The organism is Candidatus Nealsonbacteria bacterium (assembly GCA_026396195.1).
Lineage (GTDB): Bacteria > Patescibacteriota > Minisyncoccia > Minisyncoccales > JAGGXC01 > JAPLXH01.
In genome coordinates this window covers 16,668-39,794 of sequence record JAPLXH010000011.1, presented here as the reverse complement: position 1 = coordinate 39,794, position 23,127 = coordinate 16,668, and the positions used below count along the sequence as shown (strand labels likewise).

Here is a 23,127-nt window from a genome sequence, read left to right as displayed (position 1 = left end):
AAAATATATTATAGTCAAAAGTCCTTTAGGGCTTTTTTTTGTTTTGATTATAAATAATTGAGATTTTAAGTTTTTTCTGATAAGTTTAATCTGTAACAGATTATGGAAAAAATTCGTAATTTTTGCATTATCGCCCATATTGACCACGGAAAGTCAACTTTAGCTGACAGGTTCTTGGAATTGACCAAAACTGTTCCTTTGGAAAAAATGAGAGATCAATTGTTGGACCAAATGGATTTGGAAAGAGAAAGGGGGATTACGATACAACTGCAGCCGGTAAGAATGGAATATAAAGGCTATGTTTTAAATTTAATCGATACTCCCGGTCATATGGACTTTCGCTTAGAAGTGGAAAAGTCCTTGAGAGCGGTGGAGGGCGCTTTACTTTTAGTTGATGCCGTGAAAGGCGTTCAAGCTCAAACTCTTTCTAATTTGTATTTAGCCCAGCAGCAGAATTTAGTTATAATTCCGATTATCAATAAAATTGATTTAAATAATGCCCGGCCCCAAGAAGTGGAAGAGGAATTGATGAATCTTTTAAAAATAGAAAAAGAAAAAATAATAAAAATTTCCGCCAAAAACGGCACCAATATAGAGCAAGTTTTAGAAGCGATTATAGAGAGAATCCCTTGTCCAAAAGGAAGTCCTGACTTGCCATTGAAAACCTTGGTTTTTGATTCTTTTTACGACCCTTATAAAGGAATTATTGCTTATATCAGGGTTGTAGACGGCGTTTTAAAAAAAGAAAGGCAGGAAATAGGCATATTTAAGCCTCAATTAGTTGTCGCGAATGAACTTTCAGCCGGGGAAATCGGTTATATTGCCACCGGTGAGAAAAATTTAGAAGAATATTTGGCAAAAATTGGCTGGGAAAAGCCAAAACCCATGGTTTTCGCTAGTTTATATCCCAGGGAAGATTCAGAGTTTAATTTATTAAAAGACGCGATAAATAAACTGAAACTAAACGATGCAGCTTTGTATTCTGAAGAAGAATCTTCACCGGCCTTGGGCAGGGGATTTAAGTGCGGATTTTTAGGCATGTTGCATTTGGAAATTATTGCCGAAAGATTAAAAAGAGAATTTAATTTGGATTTAGTAGCCACCACTCCCAGAGTAAATTATGAAATATTAAAAAAAGAATCAATAGTCAAGGAGCCGTGGGTCAGATTGGAAATAGTCACTTCGCATTTTTATTTTGGAAACGTAATGAATCTTTTAAAAGGGTTGAGGGGGAATTATCAGGAAACAAAATATTTGAGCAACGAAAGAATGATTGTTGTTTACAACACTCCTTTGGCTGACATTGTTACTGATTTTTATGATAAATTAAAAAGCGCCACCTCAGGATACGCCTCTATGATTTACGAACCAATCGGTTCAAGGCCGGGTAAGCTGATTAAATTGGAGGTTCTATTGGCTAAAGAGCACTTTCAAAACTTATCCCAGATAGTTCCGGAAGAGGAAATGCAAAAAAGAGCCAGAAACTTGGCCTTATCTTTAAAAGAATTGGTTCCCAAACAAAACTTTGCCGTTGCCATTCAAATTGTTTTGGGCAATCTGTTTGAAGAAGAAAGTTCGAGAAATGTCGGGAATTCAAAAATTGTCGCCAGAGAAACGATACCGGCTTTGAGAAAAGATGTTACAGCCCCTCTTTACGGAGGTGACTATACCCGCAAGAAGAAATTATTGGATATTCAAAAGAAGGGAAAAAAAGAATTAGCCGCAAAGGGAAGGGTAAGAATTCCTGCGGAGGTTTTTATTAACTTACTGAAACAAAAATAATTTGACAGGAAAAAAATTATTAAATAAGATAATTAAATCAAATAATTATATCAAGGAGGTATAAATTATGGGATTTGAATGTAAGGTTTGCGGCTGTAAAACATTTAAAAAAATAAGTCCATTTTCAGAAATGTCATTGATAGACGAAGTTGTATTAATTTCTTGCGAGGGCGAGGGTTGCGGAATTGTTTATGCTGTGGAAGACCAAAAGATTGCCACCGGCGCTTTAATGAAAACAAGATAATCTGAAACGGTTCTTTTTAATTTTAAGTTTTAAAAATAAAAGCCATTTTTCCGGCTTTTTTATTTTTGAAAAAAAACAAAAGTTTTTTTAACTTTTTTATTTTATGTTATAATAAAAAAATGAAATTAAAAGAAAAAAATTCTTTTACTCTTATTGAATTGTTAGTCGTAATTTCAATTATTGCCATTTTATCCAGCGCAGTATTGGTTTACATGAAGCCAACAAAAGAAAATGCAAAACTTGCTGGTGAGCTTGAATTTAGAAGCTCTGTTAGTGGTGCTTTGGGCGCTTACGTCACAGGAGCTTGGATGTTTGAAGGTGCCACCATTGGTGAGGCGGGATATGATAGCTCTGGCTATAAAAATAATTGTATACCCAGTAGCGGAGGAAACTTTGTTTATGCTTCCAGTGCTCATCGCGCCTTGGGCAACGCACTTAGTATGAGCGGTAATAAATGGTTTAATTGCGGCGACAGCAGTTCTCGGCCGAATTTATTTCCTACCGACATTACGATGGAAGCTTGGGCCAAGGCTGAAACCTTAGATAATAATTATAGAGGAATAGTTACAAATAAATATGGTAATAATTACGGAATAAATTTATATATGCATCGGAATAATATAGGTTCGCGCATTGGAACAATTCAAGGTAGTAGTCGCAATAATACTCTCGTAACTACCACCAAGGCTCCATCGATAGGAACTTGGTATCACATAGTTGTTACTTATAATTCTAAAAATAGAAAAGCCGTCCTTTATGTTAACGGTAAAATAGAAAAAGAGTTAACGTTGCCCGGAACTAGAATTTTAGCTTATTCAATTACTAATAATTTTTTTGGAATAGGTTGTAATTATAAAACCAATAACACAACAAATTGCAATGATCGTTTTATTGGAACAATTGACGATGTCAAGGTTTACGACCAATCCCTATTAACTTTCGAAATTAAGCAACATTATGCGGAAGGATTAAAAAAATTAGAATTAGCCGGTTTGAAATAAAATTTTAAATTTATTTGCAACAAAAAACCTCTTTTTTCAAAAGAGATTTTTTTTTAAGAAAATTTTTTTATTTCCTCTTTCATCATTTTGATATATCTGGTTTCTTTTGGGTCAATTCCTTTTTGTTTCCCTATAAAGTAGCTTGTAAGCCCGCCCAACCAGACAAAATAAAGGGTTTCTTCCAATTGATTTTTTCCTTGCCCGTAAATTTCAATAATTTTTACTTCTTTTTTTATTATTTTTTTAATAGCTTCAATCAAAATTTTTATTTCTTTTTTTTCTTCCTGGCTTCTTAGAAGAACTAAACAATACTTATTATTTAAATTTTGCCAGCTTTCCAGTTCGTTGTGGGCCAGTTCCGGCAAGAAAGCGCCTTTGGACAGTTTTTTTCCGCTTTCGCTAAGGTCGGATTCCCACCTAAAGCTTAAAGAATGATGTTCAGAACAGATGATAGGGAAAATGTCTTTAATTTTTAAAGCCAGGTTTTCAGCTTCTTTTTCAATATTATTTTTTTCTTTTTCTAAAATTTCGAAAGTAAAATTATCTTTCGTTAAATTTAATTTTTTAACCAGATTAAATAACAAACCAAATAAATAAGAAAAGATTTCCCTGGTTTCTCTTTGTGAAAATTCTTCAGGAATTTTAATTAAAGGTATTTTTAAATTTTGAGCTTTTTTTGAAATTTCTCCTCCCAGAGAAATAACAATAATCTTGCATTTATTTTTTATGCCCTGTTGAAATTGGCTTAAGGTTTCTTTAACATTACCGGAACGGCTTACGCAAATTAAAAGAGTATTCTTCGAGGCAAAAGAGGGGAGATTATAATTTTTAGATATTTCCAAAGGAATTTTTAAAGAAACAACACTTTTAAGAATTTCGGCCGGAATTGCGGAAGCTCCCATCCCGGCGATAACTATGTTTTCAAAATTTTTATAACTCAAAGGTATTTTTATTTCTACCTTATCGCCGGCCTCGAGCTCTTTTATAAACTTTCTTAAATTTTCAATCATAGTAGTGATATTTTTAATTATTTTTTTATTATATCAAATTAACAAATTTTATAAAGACTTAGTTTATTTGACATAAACTGCCTTTAAAATTAAAATATTTAATGGGTCAGGGTCGCAGAAATTTTAATAATCGACGTTAGTCGGTAATTCTCTCCTCACCACCTTCTGGGCCCTGATCCAAGTATTGTCCATTTTAAATTAAATAAAGGAGGCATTTAGAAATGGAAGTAGAAGAAATGATAGAAATATCCGGAAAGATATCGAACATAAAAACCCCGATTAAAATAAATCGTTTTTTTATCCCGGAGACTCCAATGAATGGAATAGGATTTCTATGCGCTTGTAAAGACGAATTTACTCAATCTTTTGCCGAAACCGTTGCCGCAAGACATGGAAATAATGAAATTATAGTTGAAGACGTAGAAATCGGCAAATATAAATTCACAGCTTTGATAGTAAAAAAAGAAGCAAAAAAACAAATTATCAAGGCGGCAGAGGACTTCGATAGAATGCTTCGCGGTAAAATTATGAGAGGACCGAATGTTCCAAAGAACGTACAGTAGAGGCCAAAAATTTGCCTCTATTTTTATTTGATTTATTTATTCAAGCCAGGGAGGATTTTCGCTTTCACCATAGATTTTTTCATCTTGAATGAAAAAACCGGTATTTCCGCTGGAGTCGTGGATATAATTATCTTTTATAAAATAGCCGGTTGAACCTTCCGGGCTATAAATCTGGCCGTTATAAAGATAATACCCGGTATCGGAACTAGAATCGTAAATATGATTATTATGGATGCGAAATTTTGTTTTTACCATTTTTGTTTTATTTTAGCAGATATTAAAATTTTTTAAACCTTAACGGGATTTTTTGTTGTGATATAATGATAATAATGATCAATTCCATAAAACTTTCACCCAGTTCGTTAAATTTATTTTTGGAATGTCCTTGTTGTTTTTGGCTTGAAAAGAAAAAGGGGATAAGAAGACCACAGCCTTATCCTTATGCTTTAAACGCAGCCGTGGACATACTTTTAAAACAAGAATTTGACGTTTACAGAAAACAGGGGAGCCCTCATCCTTTATTATTAGAAAAAAAATTAAATGCCAAACTTTTCGCCAACCAGACGCTTTTAAATAAATGGCGGAATAATTTTGAAGGAATCAGGCACTTAGATAAAGAAACCGGCGTCACTCTTTTTGGGGCGGTAGACGATGTCTTAGAGTTTCCCGACGGCAAATTAGCGCCGCTTGACTATAAATCAACCGGCAGCGCAGTTCCGACCGTATACGATCGTTTTCAGTTGCAAATGGATGTATATACTTATCTTTTGGAAAAAAACGGATACCAAACTACTAAAAAAGGTTACTTAGCTTTTTATGTTGTAGATAAAACAAATGGTTTTGACGCTCGCTTGCCGTTTAAAAAAGAATTACAAGAAATAGAGACTGACCCCTTAAGTGTTGTTGAAACTTTTAAAAATGCCATTGCTGTTTTGAAAAGAGAAACTCCGCCACCCCACAGTGCAGACTGCGAGCATGGCCAATGGTTAAGCAAAGCCGGTAAATTTTAAGATTTACAAAACAAACAAAGAGCTGATTAAAAATAGCTCTTTTTGTTTTTTTTGTATGTTTTTAATGTTCAATAAAGAGAGATGGGGGAGGTAAGGAAATTTTCCTTTGATTTGAGGTGCGTGAGGAGAATGATGGTTAAGCAACCATTAATTAAAAAAAGAGGAGTAAATTTCCTACCTCCTTTTGCCTCCACGATTATTTTATACTAATTAATTTAATTGTCAATAGCTTTCTCTCAAAACAACAGTTTAAGATATCTAATATTGTGCGACACTTTAAATATTCTTTATTTTTATATTGACAAAAATTATTTAATCGTACATAATCATTTTTAGAGGAGGTATGTAAATAAGACAAGTAAACATAGAAAAGATTGATTTATAAACGCACCCTGGATCATTAAAAAAAACAAAAAAATAAAAAACAAAAAAGGGACCGAGTAGAGATAAAACTCTCCGGTCCCGTTACTTTTTTTCTTATCATTCTTTTAAATTTTTTCCGCTGTGGAATTGATGATGAATATCTCTTAGACGCTTGTTTGTGACGTGAGTATATATTTGAGTGGTAACAATATTTTTGTGGCCTAAAAATTCTTGAATACTTCTTAGGTCAACGCCTTGAGTTAATAAATCCGTGGCATAAGAATGACGCAAGGTATGAGGAGTAGTAAAAATTGGTACTCCGGCCAACATCGCATATTTTTTAACAATTCTTTCAATAGAGCGCGGGGTTAGGCGAGAGTCAGTATCTTTTTTAGATCTGTAATGGATAAACAGGGCCTTATCTTTATCGTTTCTAGTTTCCAAATATTTTTTTAACCAAGACAAAGCTCTTTCTGAAAAATAAACCGTCCGCGGTTGATTTCCTTTGCCGATAATCCCAAGTTCTAATTCTTTTTTATCTTTCAAGTTAGCAAATTGTTCTTTGTTTAAAAAGACGAGCTCAGCTATTCTTAGGCCGGTTGAGAAAAAGGCCTCCAAAATAGCCCGGTCCCTTAATCCGATTTCGTCTTTAGTGTTCGGAGATAATAAAAGCTTCTCAACTTGATCTAAATTAAGGAATTTTACTGTTTTTTCGCTTTTAGCATCCTTTGGCAGGGCTATTTTATCCGATGCGATACAAACCACGTCTTTGGCACTAAAATAGCTTAAAAGTGCCCTTAAAGCGATTAAATAGTAGTTCTGGGTAATCTTCTTTAAAACCTGGCCTTTTTTGTCCTGAAAACGGGATAAAAATAGGCGATAATCCCAAATATTTTCACTAGTTAATTCGTGGGGTTTAAGGTCTTCTTTTTTGGTCTTTCTTAACCAAAAAATGAACTTCTCAAGGTATCTCTTATAATTCTTTTGAGTGTTATTGGAAAGGCCTTTTTCAACTTCGCAATAATCTAAAAAATCGGGGATAGATTTTATAATACTTTTATTGAATTTATTCATGAAAGTGTTTAAAGGTTCTGCCGAAGGCAGGTTCTTATAATACTTTTATTGGATTTATTCATAATAATTTTATTTTTAAAATTTTTTTATATTATTCTGTAATTTAGCTCTCTTGGGGTTAGGCTCCTAAACAACAGGTTTTTAAGGGGTCTTTCAAGAGGGCTTATGTTTGTTCTTAGAAGGGTCGCTTAACCTACATTGTACGACCCTTTCTATATATAGAATAATGCCGGTAAAGACTGGCGTCAAGTGGAAAATCACTACTTCCCTAAGGGTTCGTGTAGTAAAAAAAGAAGAGGAATGGTTACCTCATGTTTTTTCATCTAGTAATGGTTTTAGTAACCATCGCCAAAATTTATAATCTTGCAATGGTTTTAGCAACCATCGCCAAAAATTTATTTCTGTCATTTTAATTGTCCTCCTTCACTGGGATTTCCCAGCATAGCCAATTAATGGTATCCATTATTGGCAATTATATTATACCATGCTAATTTCTTATTTGTCAAGAAACCACTATTCGCCTACCTCGGTGATTTTGTATCCTTAATTAAACGTCGCACAATATTAGATATAAAAAAACCGGTGCAAAAAAGGTTGCACCGTGACTTTATTTTAAAGAGAGCGTGTTACGTTCACATATGCCAGAGCGTTATCGTATAATCCTTGAGGTAAGATAGAACCTCCGCGCATAAGTGGCGGACCGTAACTAACTGGTAAAAGAAAGGCAATAATTTCGGTTGCTTGAGAATCTTGTCCACCGGTTGTGATATCGCAAATCCAGTTTCCATTGGGTAAGATAATGGTTAAAGGATTATCCCAAAAGGGTTTAGTCCACCATCCGTTACCTACTTTTATATAAACCGCTACTCGATAATCAGATGAACTAACATGAGAAACATCGCCCTTGAGGTCCTCGTAACTGCCGTAAGGAGGTACATGTGTAAATTTAATTGTAGGATTTCCTGGTCCGTCAATAATCTTTGTCCCCCAGTTATTAAGAGTACTTTCGCCATTAAATACTCTTTCCATTCCTGGTTTTAAATAACCATTTTTGTCCCAAACTCCCCAATGAGCGCCTTTAGGACCTTCGTAGTTTACTTTCCAAGGTTCATCAAAAGCCTCAAAGTAGAAATAGGATACATTTTCGGTATTAGCCCAGGAAATAAAGTTCAGGAAAAAGAAATTGGCGTTTTCTGGTGAAGGAACGGCATCGCCCATTGTATCGCCACTGCTTGGCCAGCCGGTTTCAGCAATCATAACCTTTTTGTTTCCTGCTGCCGCTAATAATTGTTGATATCTGAGATTAATATTATAAACTGCGTAGTCTATACTTATTCTTTCCCAATAAGGATAGCAATTCGCTAGAATTATATCGCTGGCATTCATTATTTCCGGATGTTCTAAAAATTCGCCGTAGACATCAGATGCAACAACGGGAATCCCAGAAGTATTTTCCTTAACCCTATTTATATACCCAATTACTTGACTACTGTTAAGTTCACCTCGGAGCATAACTTCGTTGCCGACAATTAACATATCGGCTTCGCCATCGTTAGCTATAGTTATCAGATTAGCAACCTGCCTTTCATTTGCCGCTAAATCCTTACTTAACCAAGCTCCAATTGCCACCGAAAGGCCGTTTTCGTGAGCGATACGTCCGACGTTTTCTAAACCTCGTTCGGTACCATAGGTTCTGATCCAGGTAGTGTACTTTTTAATAACTTTTATTAACTCTCTTATTTGTTCCTCGCTTATTATTGTTCCATAATTAGGATTTTGCCCTGATTTTGTATAAGGACCAAAGTCTAGTCCATATACTTTATAGGGTGGAGCAAATCGAGCAGTTATTTCTTTGTCAGAATCTATAGTAATAGTAGTTGAGTTTTGATTTCCGTCGGCATCGCCGCTCCAGTAATCAAATTGCCAGTTAGTACTAAGAATAGCCGCAATACTTACCTGAGTTCCTTTAAGATAAGTGTGGTTACCGGGAGCAGGATTAGTTGTCCCATCGCCGCTAACCTTAATCGCTAATTCGTAGTAAACAGGCTTTTCTACAAACCAAGCTTTCACTGTTTTATTAGAGCTCATGGGAATTGTCACAGGATTTTGAGTTCCTGCAGTATCACCTGACCAGTGATCAAACTTGTAACCAGCACTAGCTGTGGCAGTTATTATTACTGAGCTATCTTTTAAATAGCTGTGAGTACCAGAAGCTGGATTGGTTGTCCCCTGACCATCAATAGTTATGGTTAGAGTGTAATACGGTGGTGGCGGTGTCCTTTTTTTATAAAAGTTAGCTGTCACTGTCTTATTGGAAGTCATTGTAATGTTGATAGGGTTCTGGAATTTATGAATATCATCGCTCCAATAATCAAATTCCCAACCCGGAGAAGGATCCGCTGTTAGATTTACTTTAGTTCCTTTAAGATAGCTATGAGCACCGGTAGTTGGATTAGTAGTCCCCTGTCCCACAACCTTTATAATTAAGTTGTAGTAAGTAGGCGTTATCGGTGGTTGAGGATTATTTTCATCATTTTCTTTTGGTTCATTTCCTATTCCTAGACAACCGGACATATTTGCGGTTAGCATCACTAGCGCAATTAACATGCCTATCAAAAATTTCTTTCTTTTCTCTATTTTTTCTTTCATTTTTTCACTTCCTTCTCTTTTAACAGATGTTTAGTTGTTAAAGAGCATTTTTATTATAAATAGTTTGTATAATTTTGTCAATGAAAATAAAAAAAGGAGATTCGTCTCCTTTTATATTTTCTTTTAAGAAATATCCTGCATGATCGCTGGCGACAAATATTATCATTTCATTCCTCCTTAGGATACGGGAGGTGTTATTTTAACAGAGTTATTTTCCGAATCATAAATAAAATTCATTGATCCTTCACATCTCGGGCATTTTAGTATCATGCAGTATGCTTCATAATATTTTTTATTTTCTACCGAAGAAATGTCGCCTTCGCTGACAAATTTTACTGTCCCCTTTTTACATATTCTGCAAGACAAACCGTACTTTTTGATTAAATTTATCATTTCATCAATTCTTACTGTTGTTTTTCCAACTTTTATGTATTTTTTTAGTTCAATCATTCTATCATCTCCTTCATTATTTAATTTTTAAAATTCACCCCTCTTTTATTTTTAAAGACAAACTACTAATTTGTCAATATCAAATAAAAAACCAGCAATTCAATTTGCTGGATAATTAAAGTATTGAACCTCTTGTGATTCCTAGTTCTTTAGAAAATCTTTCAAAAAACGACATGATTCTTTTCAACTGCATTTTTATTAATTGTTCGTTTTTATTTTTTATCTCTGAGTAGATTGTTATGTATTCATCATTATTTAGTTTTCCCAATTTTAGTTCTATCTCCGGCTTAAACTTACGCGTTTCTTCGATTTTGCTTGAATTAATAAGTTTTATTATTTCTTCCAAGGATGCTGTTTCGTAAAATTTTATTCTATTCAGGCTAAGCACAGTAAATTCCAGTGTTTGCTTGAGGCTCCTTTCAAGTAAAGGATAATTCGATTTTTTAAGCATCTTGTTTCTTGTCAATTCTTTTTTAGAAACGAAAATAACGCCGAAATTTGATTGGGATTTAAAATATACGTATTTTTCTTTGATAATTTCTACTCTTTCGTTGCCAAGATAAAGGTTTTTTATTTTTCCTATTGTATAAATTTTGTTTCCGGAAAATCTATTTACAAAGAACATTTTTTGCCTCCATAATATCCTATACTATATAATATAAAATTATTTTTCAACTATTTTTTCTTTTCTATAAATTTATCAATAAAACCTTCTTCAAATTTTTTTCTATTTTTTTGTTTTATATCATTCATGATCTTGCTTGTATGTAATTCTCTTTCGTATTCAAATTTTCTTCTTTCCGGCTCTTTTGTTCCTTTTTCAATAAGACTTCCCCACTTACTACCAACACCACCCCAGATATTTTTTTCTATTTCTTGAACTCTTTTATCTTCCGATAAATTTGGATAAAGCTTATAAGATTCTTTTTTAAATTCCGGCTGATTGCGAAGCCATGACCTGAATTCTTGTCTGCTCATCGATGATTTATTGCCAAATGCTGATTGTATTACTGGCGTCTCTTTTAGCTTGGCTTTTGATGCCGGTGGTGACCTTCCGAATATTTTCTGAACCGCACTCCTGTCATTTTTGTTTGGCATAGAAGGTTTGCTTGATGATCTTTCTTGTCTTCCCATAGAAGAACTTCCCTGATGAAATATTGGCATATTTATATAATTTTATTTTTATTAAAAAACCATTATCGCTAAAAGTACAACAAATATGGTTATAAAAAAAAGAATTACCAGTTGTTTGAAAGCGGAATACTTTAATTGCTCAAAGTTTATCTTGTGGTATTTTACCGAAGCCACAACATATAAGGCTCCGGAAACTCCGCCCAAAATCAAGCCCATTAAGAAAAAGATGGCTAATATATTATTTTGATTCATGTTATTATGTTTATTTATTATTATATTATACCAGAAAAATAAGGATTTGCCTGTAGTAGAACCTTGTTTCCTCGCTGTGCTCGGAAATAAGAACCTGCATTCGACAGAACCTTGTTTCTTCACTTAGTTCAGAAATAAAAAAAAGAGCCTAACAAAATGCGATTTTGTGGCTCATGTTTTATTTCTTCTGGGACATAGTTCAATTCCTTTAGTGTTTCAGCAAAGTTTAATGCGCTTTCTTGTAATTCCTCTAGAGAAAAATTTTTACCTTGCATGTTTGGTATCAATGCTGCGGGTGAATTTAATATTGTCCAAAAAATTCTATTTTTTTCTTCCTTGGATTGCTCAACTGTTTTATTATATAAATTAACTATTATTTTCACCCTATCCAAATCTTTTATCGCAACACATATCCACGGAAAATTATTTCCCCAACCAGTATAACCTTGGCAAGACCAAACTGTTTCTATCCCCAATCTTCTTAATTCTATAACCAGAGATTTGACCTTCGGTTTTAAAGACTTTATTATATTTCTTTCCGTTCGTTCTGTTTCTTCTTTAATCATAATTTTACCTCATATTTAAAAATCTAATGTGCTATTAATATTATGCAATAAAATTTAGTATTTTGTCAATTTAAAATAAAAAAGCTGAAGTTTTTCTTCAGCCATAATTTTTTATATAGAGCGGCTAGGTAGTGGTTGAGGTTGGTTAAGGAATTGAGCAGATAATCGGTTGTCTGCTTTTTTAATCAGTTCTTCCAGTTCTGTGTTGCAAATATTTTCGTCTTTGCCCCTCATTCTTTGTACTGTTCTACAATATACCGTGGTTAGACCCTTATCTTTACCAGCTTCTTCCTTGAAGCAATCCATTCCACCGCAGGTGAGATTGTTCCTTCTTGATCTTTCTTCCTGAATCCATTGAGGAATTATTTCTTTCGTTATAACGTGCCCTTTAAACTTTTCTCTGACTAAACGAAGCAGTTCGTTGTAATCCTTTTGTCCATTAAGATTAAATAGTCCCCAAATATAATTCCTCATTGCTGTCGTTTCTTCTTCTGGCTTTTCGGATGATCTTTTTAAACTTGGACTTAGGGGTTTTTCTTTTTTGCCTTGAAAAATGGTTTTTGTCTTTTCGGGCAATTTTTGATTGTTTTCTTTATTTTCTACAGATTTCTTTATTTCGTCTATAATTTCATCGGCTATCTTTTTTATTCCTGCTTCAGGGAGATATTCTTTGAAAGCGTGTTCTGATTTATTGAGTAAATTAGAAATTTCTGTTTTTGTTTTCGGCAAATCTTCAAATCCTAAATCCTTTATCACCAGTTCTTTGTTCTCTTCTATCCAAATTGCTAATCTAGCATAGGAGACAAATCCGTAGAAGTGCTTAATGGTAAAAAGTTTAAATATTAAAATTAAGGGATATTTTTCGTTTTGACGAGCGTTGAAAGTTCCCATTTTTTCAAACATTTTTTTTACCATTAATTCAAAAGAGTTCTGACGCTTATTTATCATAGAAATTATTAATTCTGCCCTAGATGTCGGCGCAATAATTGATTTTTTTTCTTCGGATTTTTTTTCTTCCAGTTCTTTCTTCTCTGTCGGTAAAGACTCTTCTGCTATGTTAAATTTTTGTTCTTTCTTTTTTTCAGGCAATTTTTGATTGTTTTCTTTATTTTCTACAGATTTCTTTATTTCGTCTATAATTTCATCGGCTATCTTTTTTATCTCTCCCTCGGCAAGATGTTTTTCAATAGTGCCTCGCGAGCCATAGAATGCGCTGGAAATTCCTTCTCTTGTTTTCGGTAAATTATCGATTTCTAAACTTTTTATCACTAGTTTTTCGTTTCCTATTATCCAATCTGCTAATACGGTAAAGCTACGGAAATCGCAGATTTCCATAATAGTGAAAATCTTAATCTTTGAAATAAGCGTATATTTTTTCTTTTTCTCATGAACATTTCTATAGCGTCCCATTTTTTCTAGTATTTTCTTTTCCAGTTGTTTAAACTGATCTTGATGTTCGTTTATCTTGGAAATTACCAACTCGGTACTTGCTTTTGCCAATACAATGCGTTTTTTTTCTTCCCTTTCTCTTTGTTCATTTGTTTTTTCTGGAATATTATTCTCTTTTATTATTGTTTCAGTTTCCGGCATTACTGCGAGTGGGTCTTTTTTTAGTTCTGGTGGCGGTTCTTCTGTTAGTCCCGGCTCGGCTTTCGTTATGTTCGAAAATTCCTTTCTTATTTCTTCTTCTATTTTTTTTATTTCTTTGCTGTGTAAATTTTCGAACAGCTCCCTAAGGTCTATTCCCCTTAATTCAAAGATTCTTCCAATCGAAGATGAAGATAATATTTTCTGAAATTCCAGGAAGTCTGTTCCTTTTCTTTCGTCTTCCATTTCTTTCCAGGCCTCAATTATTTTTTCTACATCAAAACTAATCATGTCTTTCTCCATTTTTCCACCTTCCTTAAATTAATTTTTAAATGTTCTTTTTTGAATATTTTATCTTATCAATAAGAGCTTTAATGTCAACTATTGTTTCTTTAGTTTTTCAGCTTTTATTTTAAATATTTTTTGCCTTTTAGCTTATCCGGTAGAAGGTCTTCCGTAGTGTATCTTTCATATCCTTTTCCATAATTCAATTCTTTCATAAGTTTCGTGGGCGCGTTGCGTAAATTTAAAGGAATTGGCAGGTTTCCATATTGTTTTACATCTTCCATTGCCGCCATATAAGCATCATAAGCTGTTCTATTTTTCTTGCATCTGCACAAATAAACTACTCCGTGAGCCAGGTTAATGCCGCATTCGGGCAGCCCAATACTTTGCACCGCCCTAAATACATCATTTGCCACTACCAAAGCCGTTGGCTGGGCCATCCCAATGTCTTCAGAGGCGAAAATAACCATCCTTCTGGCTATAAACTTGGGGTCTTCCCCGCTATCAATCATTCTGGCCAGATAATAAAGCGCGGCATCGGGCTGGGAAGCTCTCATGCATTTAATAAAAGCTGAAATGGTATTGTAGTGTTCGTCTCCTTGCTTGTCATATCTTAAATATTTTGATTGAAGAGTGCTTTTTAAATTTTCCACCGTAATTTTACCATAGAGCTTTGATGTGTTTTCCAGCATGGTGATAGCTTGTCTGGCGTCACCATTTGCCATTCTAACCAGCCAGTCTTTCGCATCTTTTTGCATTTTAAATTCGGTTCGTTCAATAATTGACAGCATTTCTTTTTCCGAGAGTTCGTTTAAAACAAAAACCCGGCAACGCGAAAGCAAAGGTGCAATTACTTCAAAGCTTGGATTTTCCGTAGTGGCGCCAATAAGAGTTATCTCCCCTCTTTCCACAAAAGGAAGCAGAAAATCTTGCTGAGCTTTATTGAAACGGTGGATTTCATCTAAAAACAAAATTTTGGGTTCTGTCCCTATATCTTCTGTTATTATATTTCTGATATCTGCTTTTCCCGCTGAAACAGCAGATAATTCATAAAATCGGGCATTCAAACTATTGGCATATATTTTAGCTAAAGTAGTTTTTCCGGTTCCCGGCGGTCCCCAAAAAATAAAAGAAAACAGGTGTTTCTGTTTTATGGCAACATTCAAAGGTTTTCCCTCCCCTACCAGATGTTCTTGTCCGGCAAATTCTTTTAAATTTTTTGGTCTTATCTTTGAAGCTAAAGGTTCCATGATTTTATTCTACTGTTTTCAAAAAATATAACAATTCCTAGTTGAATCATAATTATTATATAAAAAAACAGACACAAAAATAAGTGTCTGATAAGCAAAAGAACTAATAATTGCTTTTGCATTGATTCGTAGGCATTCGTTGCATTGCTTTATGTATATTAATGGCGATCGCGGCATCTAAAGTACCGAGAATTGCTAGAATAAAGGGTACTGGCCAAAGAATCGAGTAGATATAAAATTGTTTAAGTGTAAACACTTTCTCTCCTGATTTGTCTATTTCTCTTATAAACATTGAAGCAATTGCAATGCCCACGAGATTAACTGTTGCGATTACTAATAAAAAAACCGTCTAAGTCGCTCTCATGGTAGAAACGGTTTATTTTAGTTTGACAAATTATAAATTAGTATGGTATAATATAAATGCAAGGAAATAAAAATTATTTCTCTTGTTTACTAAGTAATCTTAGTAAAAAATTGAATAGGAGAATGATAATGATGAAGAAAGAAAAAAAATTGGAAGAAAAAAAGCCGAGATAATATACAACCGAAGAGGTTCGCGAAATATTTATAAAAAAGGCTCGTTCAATTGCAAAGTCTTGGGCGGATTCTAAGGGGAAGTTATCTGTGTTAGAAAGAACAAATGGTGCCATTTTTTCTCTTCTTGCGATAATAGACGGAGAAGGTACCGAATTACCAGGCTTTATCTTGGCTCCCAATCCTCATCCAAAAGATAAAAATTTTTATAAGAAGGAAGGGAAAAACTGGTTTCCTGAAAATTTCAAATCAAACGTTAAGTCCGACATAGGCGTTGAAACAGAGTTAGACGAAATGCTTCATCATGGCTGATTGGAAGTTAGAGATAAAATAAATCTATATAAATTTAAAGGGTTAAGTTTCGAAACTTGCCCTCTTTCTTTTTTTATCGTCAATCAGACGGTTTTTTGTTGGAGGAAAATTTACGTCTCATAATCTATGTTGTAGGAATACAAAAAGCCCATCACTGGGCAGTTTTTATTTACCTTGAACTTTTTTAAAAATAGGCTTATTTTAAAAGAATATGTATCCGCCTCATTTATTATATTTGAAAGAAAAAGGAACTATCTGGTTTAATCCATGTTGGGGATTGAACGGATTTTGGAATGAATATCGAAAACTTAAAGAAAGACTAAATAAGCCTCATGACTATGTTTGGAACCACAGGGATTTAAAAAGAGCCAAGGAAATATATGCAACATCAATTGTTGCAATAGCTGTGGCTAAACAAAATAAAACTAAATGGTGGATTCAAAAACCAGAAATCGACCCACCTGACGGCGTAATCGGAACCATTATTCAAAAGGACAATATCCAAGAAATGCATATCAGAGAGGTTGAGGTGGTTGAACAAGTAAAGGACGCTTTACTTGATACAATAAGGAATAAATTATCAAGAAAACAATACGAACCAAATACAATGCTCGTTTGCTATATATCTCAGGGTGGAATCTTTGATTTTAAAAAGGAATCAGAGATTATTGCAAAAGAAATAACAAGTCTAAATCATATTTTTCTAGTATTCGACGGATTAAAATTAACAGATATACCACAAAATGTTATGGGCAACGATTTTTTACGCGCCATATATAAAACCTCATTAGTGCAAATAAAACCCGTTTTTTCTTTTATCACCATAGACCCGATTGAAGACTGTAAGTTATGGAGAGACGGAAAAGACGGTAGTTTTTTTATTTTTGAAGGAATGGGAAGAGGCGGTTCTAGACCAATAACTTTGGAAAATCCCCCTAAATTATTCTAGCGGTGATATTATTTATTGATTTATAGAACACAATAAAATAAACTAATTTCAAATAAAAACTGCCCAGCAATGGGCGTTTTAATTCCCACTCCTTCCTTTAAGAGTATGAAAAATATACCAAATCGTGACAACAATAGCTATAAAAAATCCTACCCCTATTAATTGATGTTTTCCTTCTATTACCGAAAAAAGAAACTGATAATACGCTATAAAAAGTTGAACAAAAGCTATAATAAAAATTATACTAGAAAGATGATTTGTATTTTTACTGGCCTCTTTGGTTGTTTTGTTCAACTTTTTAATTTCTTCTATGAGTTGTTTTATCAAGTCATCATTCATATTTTTTAACTCTACCTCTCTTTCCTCCCTTCGACAAGTTCAATTTTCTCGGTAAATAAAAAAGCAGACATTTTATACTATTTGTCTGCGTTTTTTCTTAAAGATTTTGTTTTAAGAGATATTCTCTTACTTGTTTTTCCAGACGTCCTTCACCCTTACTAAATAATTTTATGAGTTTTATCAAAATTTGATCGTAAGATTCTCCTTTATGTCCGCATGTATTCAATGCTTCTTTAATTTTTTTAGACAAACGAATTGTAGTATATTCCTCAATAGCCTTGCGTTCTTCCAAGGCTTTCTTTACAAATATGTTTTCTAAGGATTTTTGAACTATTTTTCTAGCTTCATCGAGTGTAATGTTTTTCTTCTCCGATAATGTCTTTGCATTGGTTTCCATCATTTCAACCATCTTTTTGATTTTTGTTACATTATCATCAGTATCGTTAGTATCATTATTCATTTTTAAAGACCTCCTTTTATCTATTTTGACAATACCTTTATTTTCTTCCTTCGACAAGCTCAATTTTCTCGGTAAATAAAAAAGAGGGTACAAAAATAGTACCCCTTTAAGAAATCTTTTTCCTATAAATCCACAAATTCTTTATTCTCTCTATTCTTTTTTCTATGGGTTCATAGATTAAAAAACCGATAACAAAATAAACAAAGGCTGCTATTCCCACTAAGATAATTGCTATAACAATTCCTCCTGCCCCTGGCGAGAATGATAGTTTAATTTCTGAATCAGTTATCGTTGGTTCAACCTCAAAGTTAAACGTAGCACCAGAGTAAGACACCGAAGAAGAATAAGTTATATTGTCTTCTTTCGTTAAATAATGAAGCTCTGCCGTATGATAGGGACTGTTTTTTATTACAATTATTTCGTGTCTATTGTCGGAGAATTGTTTTTTATATTCCTCAAAAGAAATTACCACTGCCGTCCCGCTTACATGAATTTCTTCTACTGGATTTTTTTCATTGGCAAAATGATAATTATCCGGTAGCCAAATTTTTTTTGTTATCTCTCTTGGTATTGTTATAGAACATACCGCTGCGATTGTTATAACCATCAGCATGGCCCATATGGCAAAAAATATCTTATCACCTTTATTCATTTTTAAAATCCTCCTTTTTACTTCTTTCTACTCTAACTAATTGGTTTGTCAATAAAAAAAGACTCAAGATTATTTAAACCTTGAGTTTGCATTTACGAAAGAGCTTTAGTTTTATATTCTTTGATAGCTTCTAAAGCTTTTGGGACATAAGGGATCCAGGATGGATATTTCTCTAAATTTTGGCGAATCTTGTCTAAGTCTAGTTTTTTAGGGTCAGATAAGCATTCTTTGCAAATCATTATTTCCTTTATGCAAAATTTCATTGGAATTTTGGCATTAAGATCAGCCAGATTTAAATATCCCCCAGTTGCTGAATATTCTATACCATCAATTTCTTTCCACCACCAGCTGTCTCTACAATTAGGACAAGTCCCAAAACCTTTTAAGCCGCCAATCCAATTCTTTATTTTTCTTAACAACATTTTTACCTCCATTCGATTATTTAATTATTTCACATAAATTTATCTTTTGTCAAGTTAAAACTAATCCACTCCCATATTTTTTAAAATAAAAAAGGTTCAATCTTTTCTTAATGATTGAACCACAATGTACTTTAAAAACACCTCATATCAGGTTCTTTTCCCGGCCTTTCATCACATTTAGGACAATAAGGTATTTCTATAAAAAGATCTTTTTCTCCTTTTTCTCCTCGGCCCCGCCAAATTTCTGGCAAACCAGAACCAATAGGCTCAAGAGATTCTCCAACGAAAGAAAGTTTCGCGCTCGCATTGCTAAACTTAACTGCTTTAATCGTGCTTCCACAATCTTCGCATTTATAAGTTCCGTCGGGCTGTTTTACGTATTTTCTTCGTCCAGGAAATCTAAATTTTTTCTTCTCTCTTTTAAGTCTTTCGTCTTCTTTACTGTTTGTTCCCATTTCAAACCTCCTTTTTATCTATTTTCTACTCTGAACCACTGATTTGTCAATAAAAAAAAGAGGCATATTTACCTCTATGAATAAAAGAACTATCTAGAAATTATTTGTTTATCTCCTTCATCTATAGCTGCGATAATTTGAACTGATTCGCAAACTTTACAAAAAGTAACGAGACATCCATCCATTGGTTTAAAAACAAGCTTTTCTTTGCATTCCGGACATTTCATTCCCTTTTCCGTCATTGAAAACCTCCTACTAAAATATTACTTCAAGTCATCAATTTGTCAATAAAAAATGAGCTCTAAATGCAAGAGCCCTATAAAAAGAAGAACTATTCCAATGGTTAAACAAAGCCATCCGCCAATTATATAGTATGATGCTATTTTACTTTCTTTGAAAAGTACTGGTTCGTTTCTCTCGAATTTTTTTAAAATTTCCTTTTCTTTTTTTAGATATAATACAACCAAGATAATTCCTATTATTATCAGGATTAGTCCGCCTATTACTGGTAATATCGAGTTTACTTCTGCCATATTTTCCTCTCTCTTGTTTTTATTAATGTACAATAAGAAATTTTAAAACTAATTTTTTTATTTGTCAATAAAAAAGAGGTATTTAACCTCTTATGATGCTGTTTTTGATTTTTTTTCCTTTTCTACTTTTTCTTCTTTTCTTTCTTGCTGCTGCTGTTTTTTTTGTTTTCTTCTTTCCTCGTATTCCTTGTACGCCTTTCTCGCTGATTCTTCTTTTGGACAGTTGCCACTTTTGAAACACTCATCGCAACCACATTTTTCATCTGACGATATCAATTCATCTAATAATATCAATCCTGAAAGTCCGGATATTATCCTTATTTCTTTAAGTTTATTTTTTGCTTCTATCATAAAAGCGCTACCATAGAAAACTGCCAGCAGTAATTCGTTTTCTTTCAACCCTGTTTTTTGCAGTTCGGTTATGATTTCAACTCTTCCTCTATGATGCTTATAAACATCATGAACAGTCTCAGCGGCCAACTTACTGATTTCTTCGTCTCTTTTCGTGCTTAAGCCAAAAGCCTCTCCAACACTTTCTTCCCAAACGGTTTTTTTCTCCATATTTTTACCTCCAATTTTAAAAAGGGCTAACTCACCCTCCTTAGTTCATAAGGTAATATTAGAATAATTTACCAATTTGTCAATAAAAAAGAGGGTGAATTTTCACCTCTTTTGCATTAGATTAAGATTCGCAAGGCACTTCAAAAAGTTCGTTATCAAAAGAAGTCGGAAGAGGCATCAAAATTTCTAAGCCTTTACCGCAGATAGGACAAAAATCCATTTGTCTTGCAACAAATTTACCAATGAAGCTATCGTGGTAACTGGCATAGAAAAATTTCTTTTTAGTCGCGCAGAAAACAATCTTGGCTGTATTCTCATCTTTAATACACTTCTTGGGAAGTTCGAGCATAGAAAGGGACATGTGTTTTAAAGGTCCTACGCCGTAGAAAAAACCTATTATTCCATCGCTGCAAAATTCAAAAATGACTTCAATTGGCGCGCCTTTTTTAATTTTTTTAATTTTCAAATGTACTAAATGAATTTCATCTTCGTGGGTTTCATAATCCTCCTTAAGTTTAAGCAACATTCAAATACCTCCTCTATCTTTTTACTTCAAATTATTAGTTTGTCAATCGTTTTATTTATCAATCATTATATTTTCTCCGCGGTCGATTGAGACAAAATCCATTTCTTTCATTTTAAAGGGAGAAGAAACAAGCAAGAATGGAAGCTGATTGATAATTGTATTGTATTTTCTTACACTCCGATTATAAAATTCTCTCGAATATGCAATTCTATTTTCTGTATCAACAAGCGTTCTCATCAAGAATTGAAATTGTTCAGACGCCTTAAGCTCCGGATAATTTTCTATTGTCGAGACCAGAGAGGAAATAATAGGCCTTTCTCCTTTTGATGTTTCTTTAGAAAACATTATTTTTGCCCTTGATTCAGCTATGATTTGTTGAATTTCTTTTTCGTATTTTGAATATTTTTTTATAACTTCCACTAGGCCAGGTATTAAATCTGCTCTTCTTTTTAAATCTATTTCAATATTGCTTAAAGCGTTAAAAGTCCTGTTTTGAAGAGTGATAATTCTGTTATATAAAGAAAAAATTACGCTTCCTAAAATAGCAAAGTTGCCGATAGAAAGAAGGGTTAAAAAATTTACAGAACTTAACCGAAGAAGATAGTTTAACGGAATCATAAAAAAAGTATATCCAATCGCCACTAAAACATGGGAAATGTAAACAAGGCCTCCTCCTTTATAAAATTCTCCGACGTATTGGTCACGATTCTTTCTGCTTATTATGAGAGGATATTTTTCGTTTTCGTGTAAAACCAATTGTTCGTTATCTTTTAGCACCATTCCGCATGCAAAAATTTTTGTGTCGGGACGCAATACGAATTCACTTCTTCTGTATTTTTCATAAGACATTGTAAAAATTCCGGCATTCTCCGTCCAAGCGGAACGTCTTAATAATGCTTCGCAATCGACTTCGCTGTTTTTCGGATATAGCCCGTTCTCATTTTGAAGAGGAATTTTATATGGCGAAAAATCCCAATCAATATCCGCAAGGTCTATTTTTAATTTTCCTCTGCTATCTTTAATATAAAACGGGACAGAAAGAGCTATGTTTTCAATAATTACCCACCTGCCACTTTTACCGCTACGGATATATTTTTCTTTGATGCTATGAAAATATACGCAAGGCGTATTTGTATAAAGCGAATTGAGGAGTTTGCTGTTTTCACCTTCTACTATTCCTTCGCCAACAAACGGGACGCCATCCACCGCTTCGTCTGTTTCCCTTAAGGGTTCACTGTCTATATCAAAAATAATACCCTCCGTTTTAAGATATTTTATCGTAGAATAAATAGTCCATATGATAATTAACAAACCGCAAATTAAAAATTTCATTGCCATCACAGGCAATGAAAAACACTCATTGCAATCTTCTCCGGTGAGAAAAATAACTATAAAACAGATAATCGCCAATCCCGCAATCGTTGAAGTTAATGTTATTCGTTTCATTTTTTACCCTTTGTTTTAATTAGAATATTGATAAAAAATTTTTGTTCCGTTCCAGCCGGGGTTATCGGCCTTAAAAACCCCTTTTCCCCCGCCTGGAGTCGGGACAGTAATGGTTAAGGTTACCGGCTCTTCCGGGCTTTCAAGATTCGCATATAAAGCGCATTTTCTTCCGTCAGAACTTACGATATAGATATATTTTGACTCTGTGTCATTTCCTGTTTTGGGATCTTTGGGTACTTGGCTTAAAAATTGAGGATATTTTACAAGCAGTTCATTGGCAAGATTAATTAGATCATATTCACCAGCTCCTCCATTTGGCATATAACAAGACATTGTTAAAAATTTTCCTATTTGAGAAACCTCCGCCTTTCTTTTTGCGTCTTTAGCTTTAGTCCTAATACCAGAAAAAGAAACCAATAAAATTGATGAAATAATTCCAATTATCGAAAGAACGATTAATATTTCGACGAGAGTAAATGCGTAATTTTTTAAATTTTTCATTATTTCATTATACCAAGTCAATTTAAAAATAAAAAAAGAGGAAGACGAAAAACAATATCGCTCCTCTTATTGGATTATTCTTATTATAAAGATCAAATAAGAGTTTACTAAATCTAATCGTTGTCGTTTTAGTCGTTTACGCCGTCTAAAAAGATACCAAAACATATAATCAATCTCCTCTTCTATTTATTTTAATCCTATTTTTAAAATAAAAAAA

Annotated in this window: 30 protein-coding genes; 7 read left to right on the top strand and 23 right to left on the bottom strand. The window is 33.5% G+C overall.

Annotation, left to right across the window (positions count from 1 at the left end; all coding sequences use genetic code 11):
* Positions 1–102: 102 nt before the first annotated feature.
* The 3 genes from lepA (at position 103) to NTU58_04110 (ending at position 3,027) form a co-directional block, all read left to right on the top strand.
* Positions 103–1,782: a translation elongation factor 4 gene (gene lepA / locus NTU58_04120; GenBank protein MCX6764855.1), complete on the top strand. Its 1,680-nt coding sequence runs from the start codon at positions 103–105 to the stop codon at positions 1,780–1,782.
* A gap of 67 nt (positions 1,783–1,849) precedes the next feature.
* Positions 1,850–2,026: a hypothetical protein gene (locus tag NTU58_04115; GenBank protein ID MCX6764854.1), complete on the top strand. Its 177-nt coding sequence runs from the start codon at positions 1,850–1,852 to the stop codon at positions 2,024–2,026.
* Positions 2,027–2,145: 119 nt separating this feature from the next.
* Positions 2,146–3,027, top strand: a complete 882-nt coding sequence (locus NTU58_04110; protein ID MCX6764853.1) for a prepilin-type N-terminal cleavage/methylation domain-containing protein — start codon at positions 2,146–2,148, stop codon at positions 3,025–3,027.
* A gap of 53 nt (positions 3,028–3,080) precedes the next feature.
* Here NTU58_04110 and NTU58_04105 read toward each other — a convergent pair whose 3' ends face one another.
* Positions 3,081–4,037, bottom strand: coding sequence for a hypothetical protein (locus NTU58_04105; protein ID MCX6764852.1), 957 nt, complete (start codon positions 4,035–4,037; stop codon positions 3,081–3,083).
* A gap of 221 nt (positions 4,038–4,258) precedes the next feature.
* Here NTU58_04105 and NTU58_04100 point away from each other — a divergent pair, with 221 nt between their 5' ends.
* On the top strand, positions 4,259–4,600 hold the full coding sequence (locus tag NTU58_04100; GenBank protein MCX6764851.1) for a hypothetical protein: 342 nt from the start codon (positions 4,259–4,261) through the stop codon (positions 4,598–4,600).
* Positions 4,601–4,636: 36 nt separating this feature from the next.
* On the opposite strand, the gene NTU58_04095 is transcribed toward NTU58_04100, so the two are convergent.
* On the bottom strand, positions 4,637–4,855 hold the full coding sequence (locus tag NTU58_04095) for a hypothetical protein (protein ID MCX6764850.1): 219 nt from the start codon (positions 4,853–4,855) through the stop codon (positions 4,637–4,639).
* 65 nt (positions 4,856–4,920) lie between these two features.
* Between NTU58_04095 and NTU58_04090 the strand changes: the two genes are divergently transcribed.
* On the top strand, positions 4,921–5,610 hold the full coding sequence (locus NTU58_04090) for a PD-(D/E)XK nuclease family protein (GenBank protein ID MCX6764849.1): 690 nt from the start codon (positions 4,921–4,923) through the stop codon (positions 5,608–5,610).
* A 480-nt stretch (positions 5,611–6,090) separates the two neighbouring features.
* Here NTU58_04090 and NTU58_04085 read toward each other — a convergent pair whose 3' ends face one another.
* The 10 genes from NTU58_04085 to NTU58_04040 all read right to left on the bottom strand — a co-directional run bounded on the left by NTU58_04085 (position 6,091) and on the right by NTU58_04040 (position 15,220).
* Entirely contained in the window at positions 6,091–7,047 is a 957-nt protein-coding gene (locus NTU58_04085) for a tyrosine-type recombinase/integrase (protein ID MCX6764848.1), read from the bottom strand.
* Between the two features lie 612 nt (positions 7,048–7,659).
* Positions 7,660–9,696 carry a glycosyl hydrolase family 17 protein gene (locus NTU58_04080; protein MCX6764847.1) on the bottom strand — a complete coding sequence of 679 codons (2,037 nt, stop codon included), beginning with the start codon at positions 9,694–9,696 and terminating at the stop codon, positions 7,660–7,662.
* Between the two features lie 37 nt (positions 9,697–9,733).
* Positions 9,734–9,862 carry a hypothetical protein gene (locus NTU58_04075; GenBank protein ID MCX6764846.1) on the bottom strand — a complete coding sequence of 43 codons (129 nt, stop codon included), beginning with the start codon at positions 9,860–9,862 and terminating at the stop codon, positions 9,734–9,736.
* An 11-nt stretch (positions 9,863–9,873) separates the two neighbouring features.
* Positions 9,874–10,146, bottom strand: coding sequence for a hypothetical protein (locus tag NTU58_04070; protein ID MCX6764845.1), 273 nt, complete (start codon positions 10,144–10,146; stop codon positions 9,874–9,876).
* Positions 10,147–10,261: 115 nt separating this feature from the next.
* Positions 10,262–10,771, bottom strand: a complete 510-nt coding sequence (locus tag NTU58_04065; protein MCX6764844.1) for a hypothetical protein — start codon at positions 10,769–10,771, stop codon at positions 10,262–10,264.
* Positions 10,772–10,821: 50 nt separating this feature from the next.
* The gene (locus tag NTU58_04060; protein ID MCX6764843.1) at positions 10,822–11,310 is read right to left on the bottom strand and encodes a hypothetical protein; all 489 of its coding nucleotides are present in this window, start codon (positions 11,308–11,310) and stop codon (positions 10,822–10,824) included.
* A gap of 21 nt (positions 11,311–11,331) precedes the next feature.
* Complete coding sequence (locus tag NTU58_04055) at positions 11,332–11,532, bottom strand: hypothetical protein (GenBank protein ID MCX6764842.1); 201 nt, start codon at positions 11,530–11,532, stop codon at positions 11,332–11,334.
* Between the two features lie 128 nt (positions 11,533–11,660).
* Positions 11,661–12,098, bottom strand: coding sequence for a hypothetical protein (locus NTU58_04050; protein MCX6764841.1), 438 nt, complete (start codon positions 12,096–12,098; stop codon positions 11,661–11,663).
* Positions 12,099–12,209: 111 nt separating this feature from the next.
* Complete coding sequence (locus tag NTU58_04045; protein MCX6764840.1) at positions 12,210–13,988, bottom strand: hypothetical protein; 1,779 nt, start codon at positions 13,986–13,988, stop codon at positions 12,210–12,212.
* Between the two features lie 104 nt (positions 13,989–14,092).
* A complete protein-coding gene (locus tag NTU58_04040) occupies positions 14,093–15,220 on the bottom strand; it encodes a replication-associated recombination protein A (GenBank protein ID MCX6764839.1) in 1,128 nt (375 codons plus the stop codon).
* Between the two features lie 624 nt (positions 15,221–15,844).
* On the opposite strand from NTU58_04040, the gene NTU58_04035 reads away from it, so the two are divergent.
* Together NTU58_04035 and NTU58_04030 are read left to right on the top strand one after the other, a co-directional pair.
* Positions 15,845–16,066, top strand: coding sequence for a hypothetical protein (locus NTU58_04035; GenBank protein MCX6764838.1), 222 nt, complete (start codon positions 15,845–15,847; stop codon positions 16,064–16,066).
* Between the two features lie 211 nt (positions 16,067–16,277).
* Positions 16,278–17,015 carry a hypothetical protein gene (locus tag NTU58_04030; GenBank protein MCX6764837.1) on the top strand — a complete coding sequence of 246 codons (738 nt, stop codon included), beginning with the start codon at positions 16,278–16,280 and terminating at the stop codon, positions 17,013–17,015.
* A gap of 78 nt (positions 17,016–17,093) precedes the next feature.
* Here NTU58_04030 and NTU58_04025 read toward each other — a convergent pair whose 3' ends face one another.
* From NTU58_04025 to NTU58_03975, 11 genes are all read right to left on the bottom strand, one after another.
* Entirely contained in the window at positions 17,094–17,354 is a 261-nt protein-coding gene (locus NTU58_04025; GenBank protein ID MCX6764836.1) for a hypothetical protein, read from the bottom strand.
* A 97-nt stretch (positions 17,355–17,451) separates the two neighbouring features.
* A complete protein-coding gene (locus tag NTU58_04020; GenBank protein MCX6764835.1) occupies positions 17,452–17,814 on the bottom strand; it encodes a hypothetical protein in 363 nt (120 codons plus the stop codon).
* Positions 17,815–17,920: 106 nt separating this feature from the next.
* A complete protein-coding gene (locus NTU58_04015) occupies positions 17,921–18,466 on the bottom strand; it encodes a hypothetical protein (GenBank protein ID MCX6764834.1) in 546 nt (181 codons plus the stop codon).
* A gap of 92 nt (positions 18,467–18,558) precedes the next feature.
* The gene (locus NTU58_04010; GenBank protein MCX6764833.1) at positions 18,559–18,888 is read right to left on the bottom strand and encodes a hypothetical protein; all 330 of its coding nucleotides are present in this window, start codon (positions 18,886–18,888) and stop codon (positions 18,559–18,561) included.
* 131 nt (positions 18,889–19,019) lie between these two features.
* The gene (locus tag NTU58_04005; protein ID MCX6764832.1) at positions 19,020–19,343 is read right to left on the bottom strand and encodes a hypothetical protein; all 324 of its coding nucleotides are present in this window, start codon (positions 19,341–19,343) and stop codon (positions 19,020–19,022) included.
* Positions 19,344–19,432: 89 nt separating this feature from the next.
* Entirely contained in the window at positions 19,433–19,585 is a 153-nt protein-coding gene (locus NTU58_04000) for a hypothetical protein (GenBank protein MCX6764831.1), read from the bottom strand.
* 42 nt (positions 19,586–19,627) lie between these two features.
* Positions 19,628–19,876 carry a hypothetical protein gene (locus NTU58_03995; GenBank protein MCX6764830.1) on the bottom strand — a complete coding sequence of 83 codons (249 nt, stop codon included), beginning with the start codon at positions 19,874–19,876 and terminating at the stop codon, positions 19,628–19,630.
* A gap of 90 nt (positions 19,877–19,966) precedes the next feature.
* Positions 19,967–20,437: a hypothetical protein gene (locus tag NTU58_03990; protein ID MCX6764829.1), complete on the bottom strand. Its 471-nt coding sequence runs from the start codon at positions 20,435–20,437 to the stop codon at positions 19,967–19,969.
* Between the two features lie 121 nt (positions 20,438–20,558).
* Positions 20,559–20,963, bottom strand: a complete 405-nt coding sequence (locus NTU58_03985; GenBank protein ID MCX6764828.1) for a hypothetical protein — start codon at positions 20,961–20,963, stop codon at positions 20,559–20,561.
* A gap of 51 nt (positions 20,964–21,014) precedes the next feature.
* The gene (locus NTU58_03980) at positions 21,015–22,409 is read right to left on the bottom strand and encodes a LemA family protein (protein MCX6764827.1); all 1,395 of its coding nucleotides are present in this window, start codon (positions 22,407–22,409) and stop codon (positions 21,015–21,017) included.
* A 15-nt stretch (positions 22,410–22,424) separates the two neighbouring features.
* Positions 22,425–22,910, bottom strand: coding sequence for a prepilin-type N-terminal cleavage/methylation domain-containing protein (locus tag NTU58_03975; GenBank protein ID MCX6764826.1), 486 nt, complete (start codon positions 22,908–22,910; stop codon positions 22,425–22,427).
* Positions 22,911–23,127 lie beyond the last annotated feature (217 nt).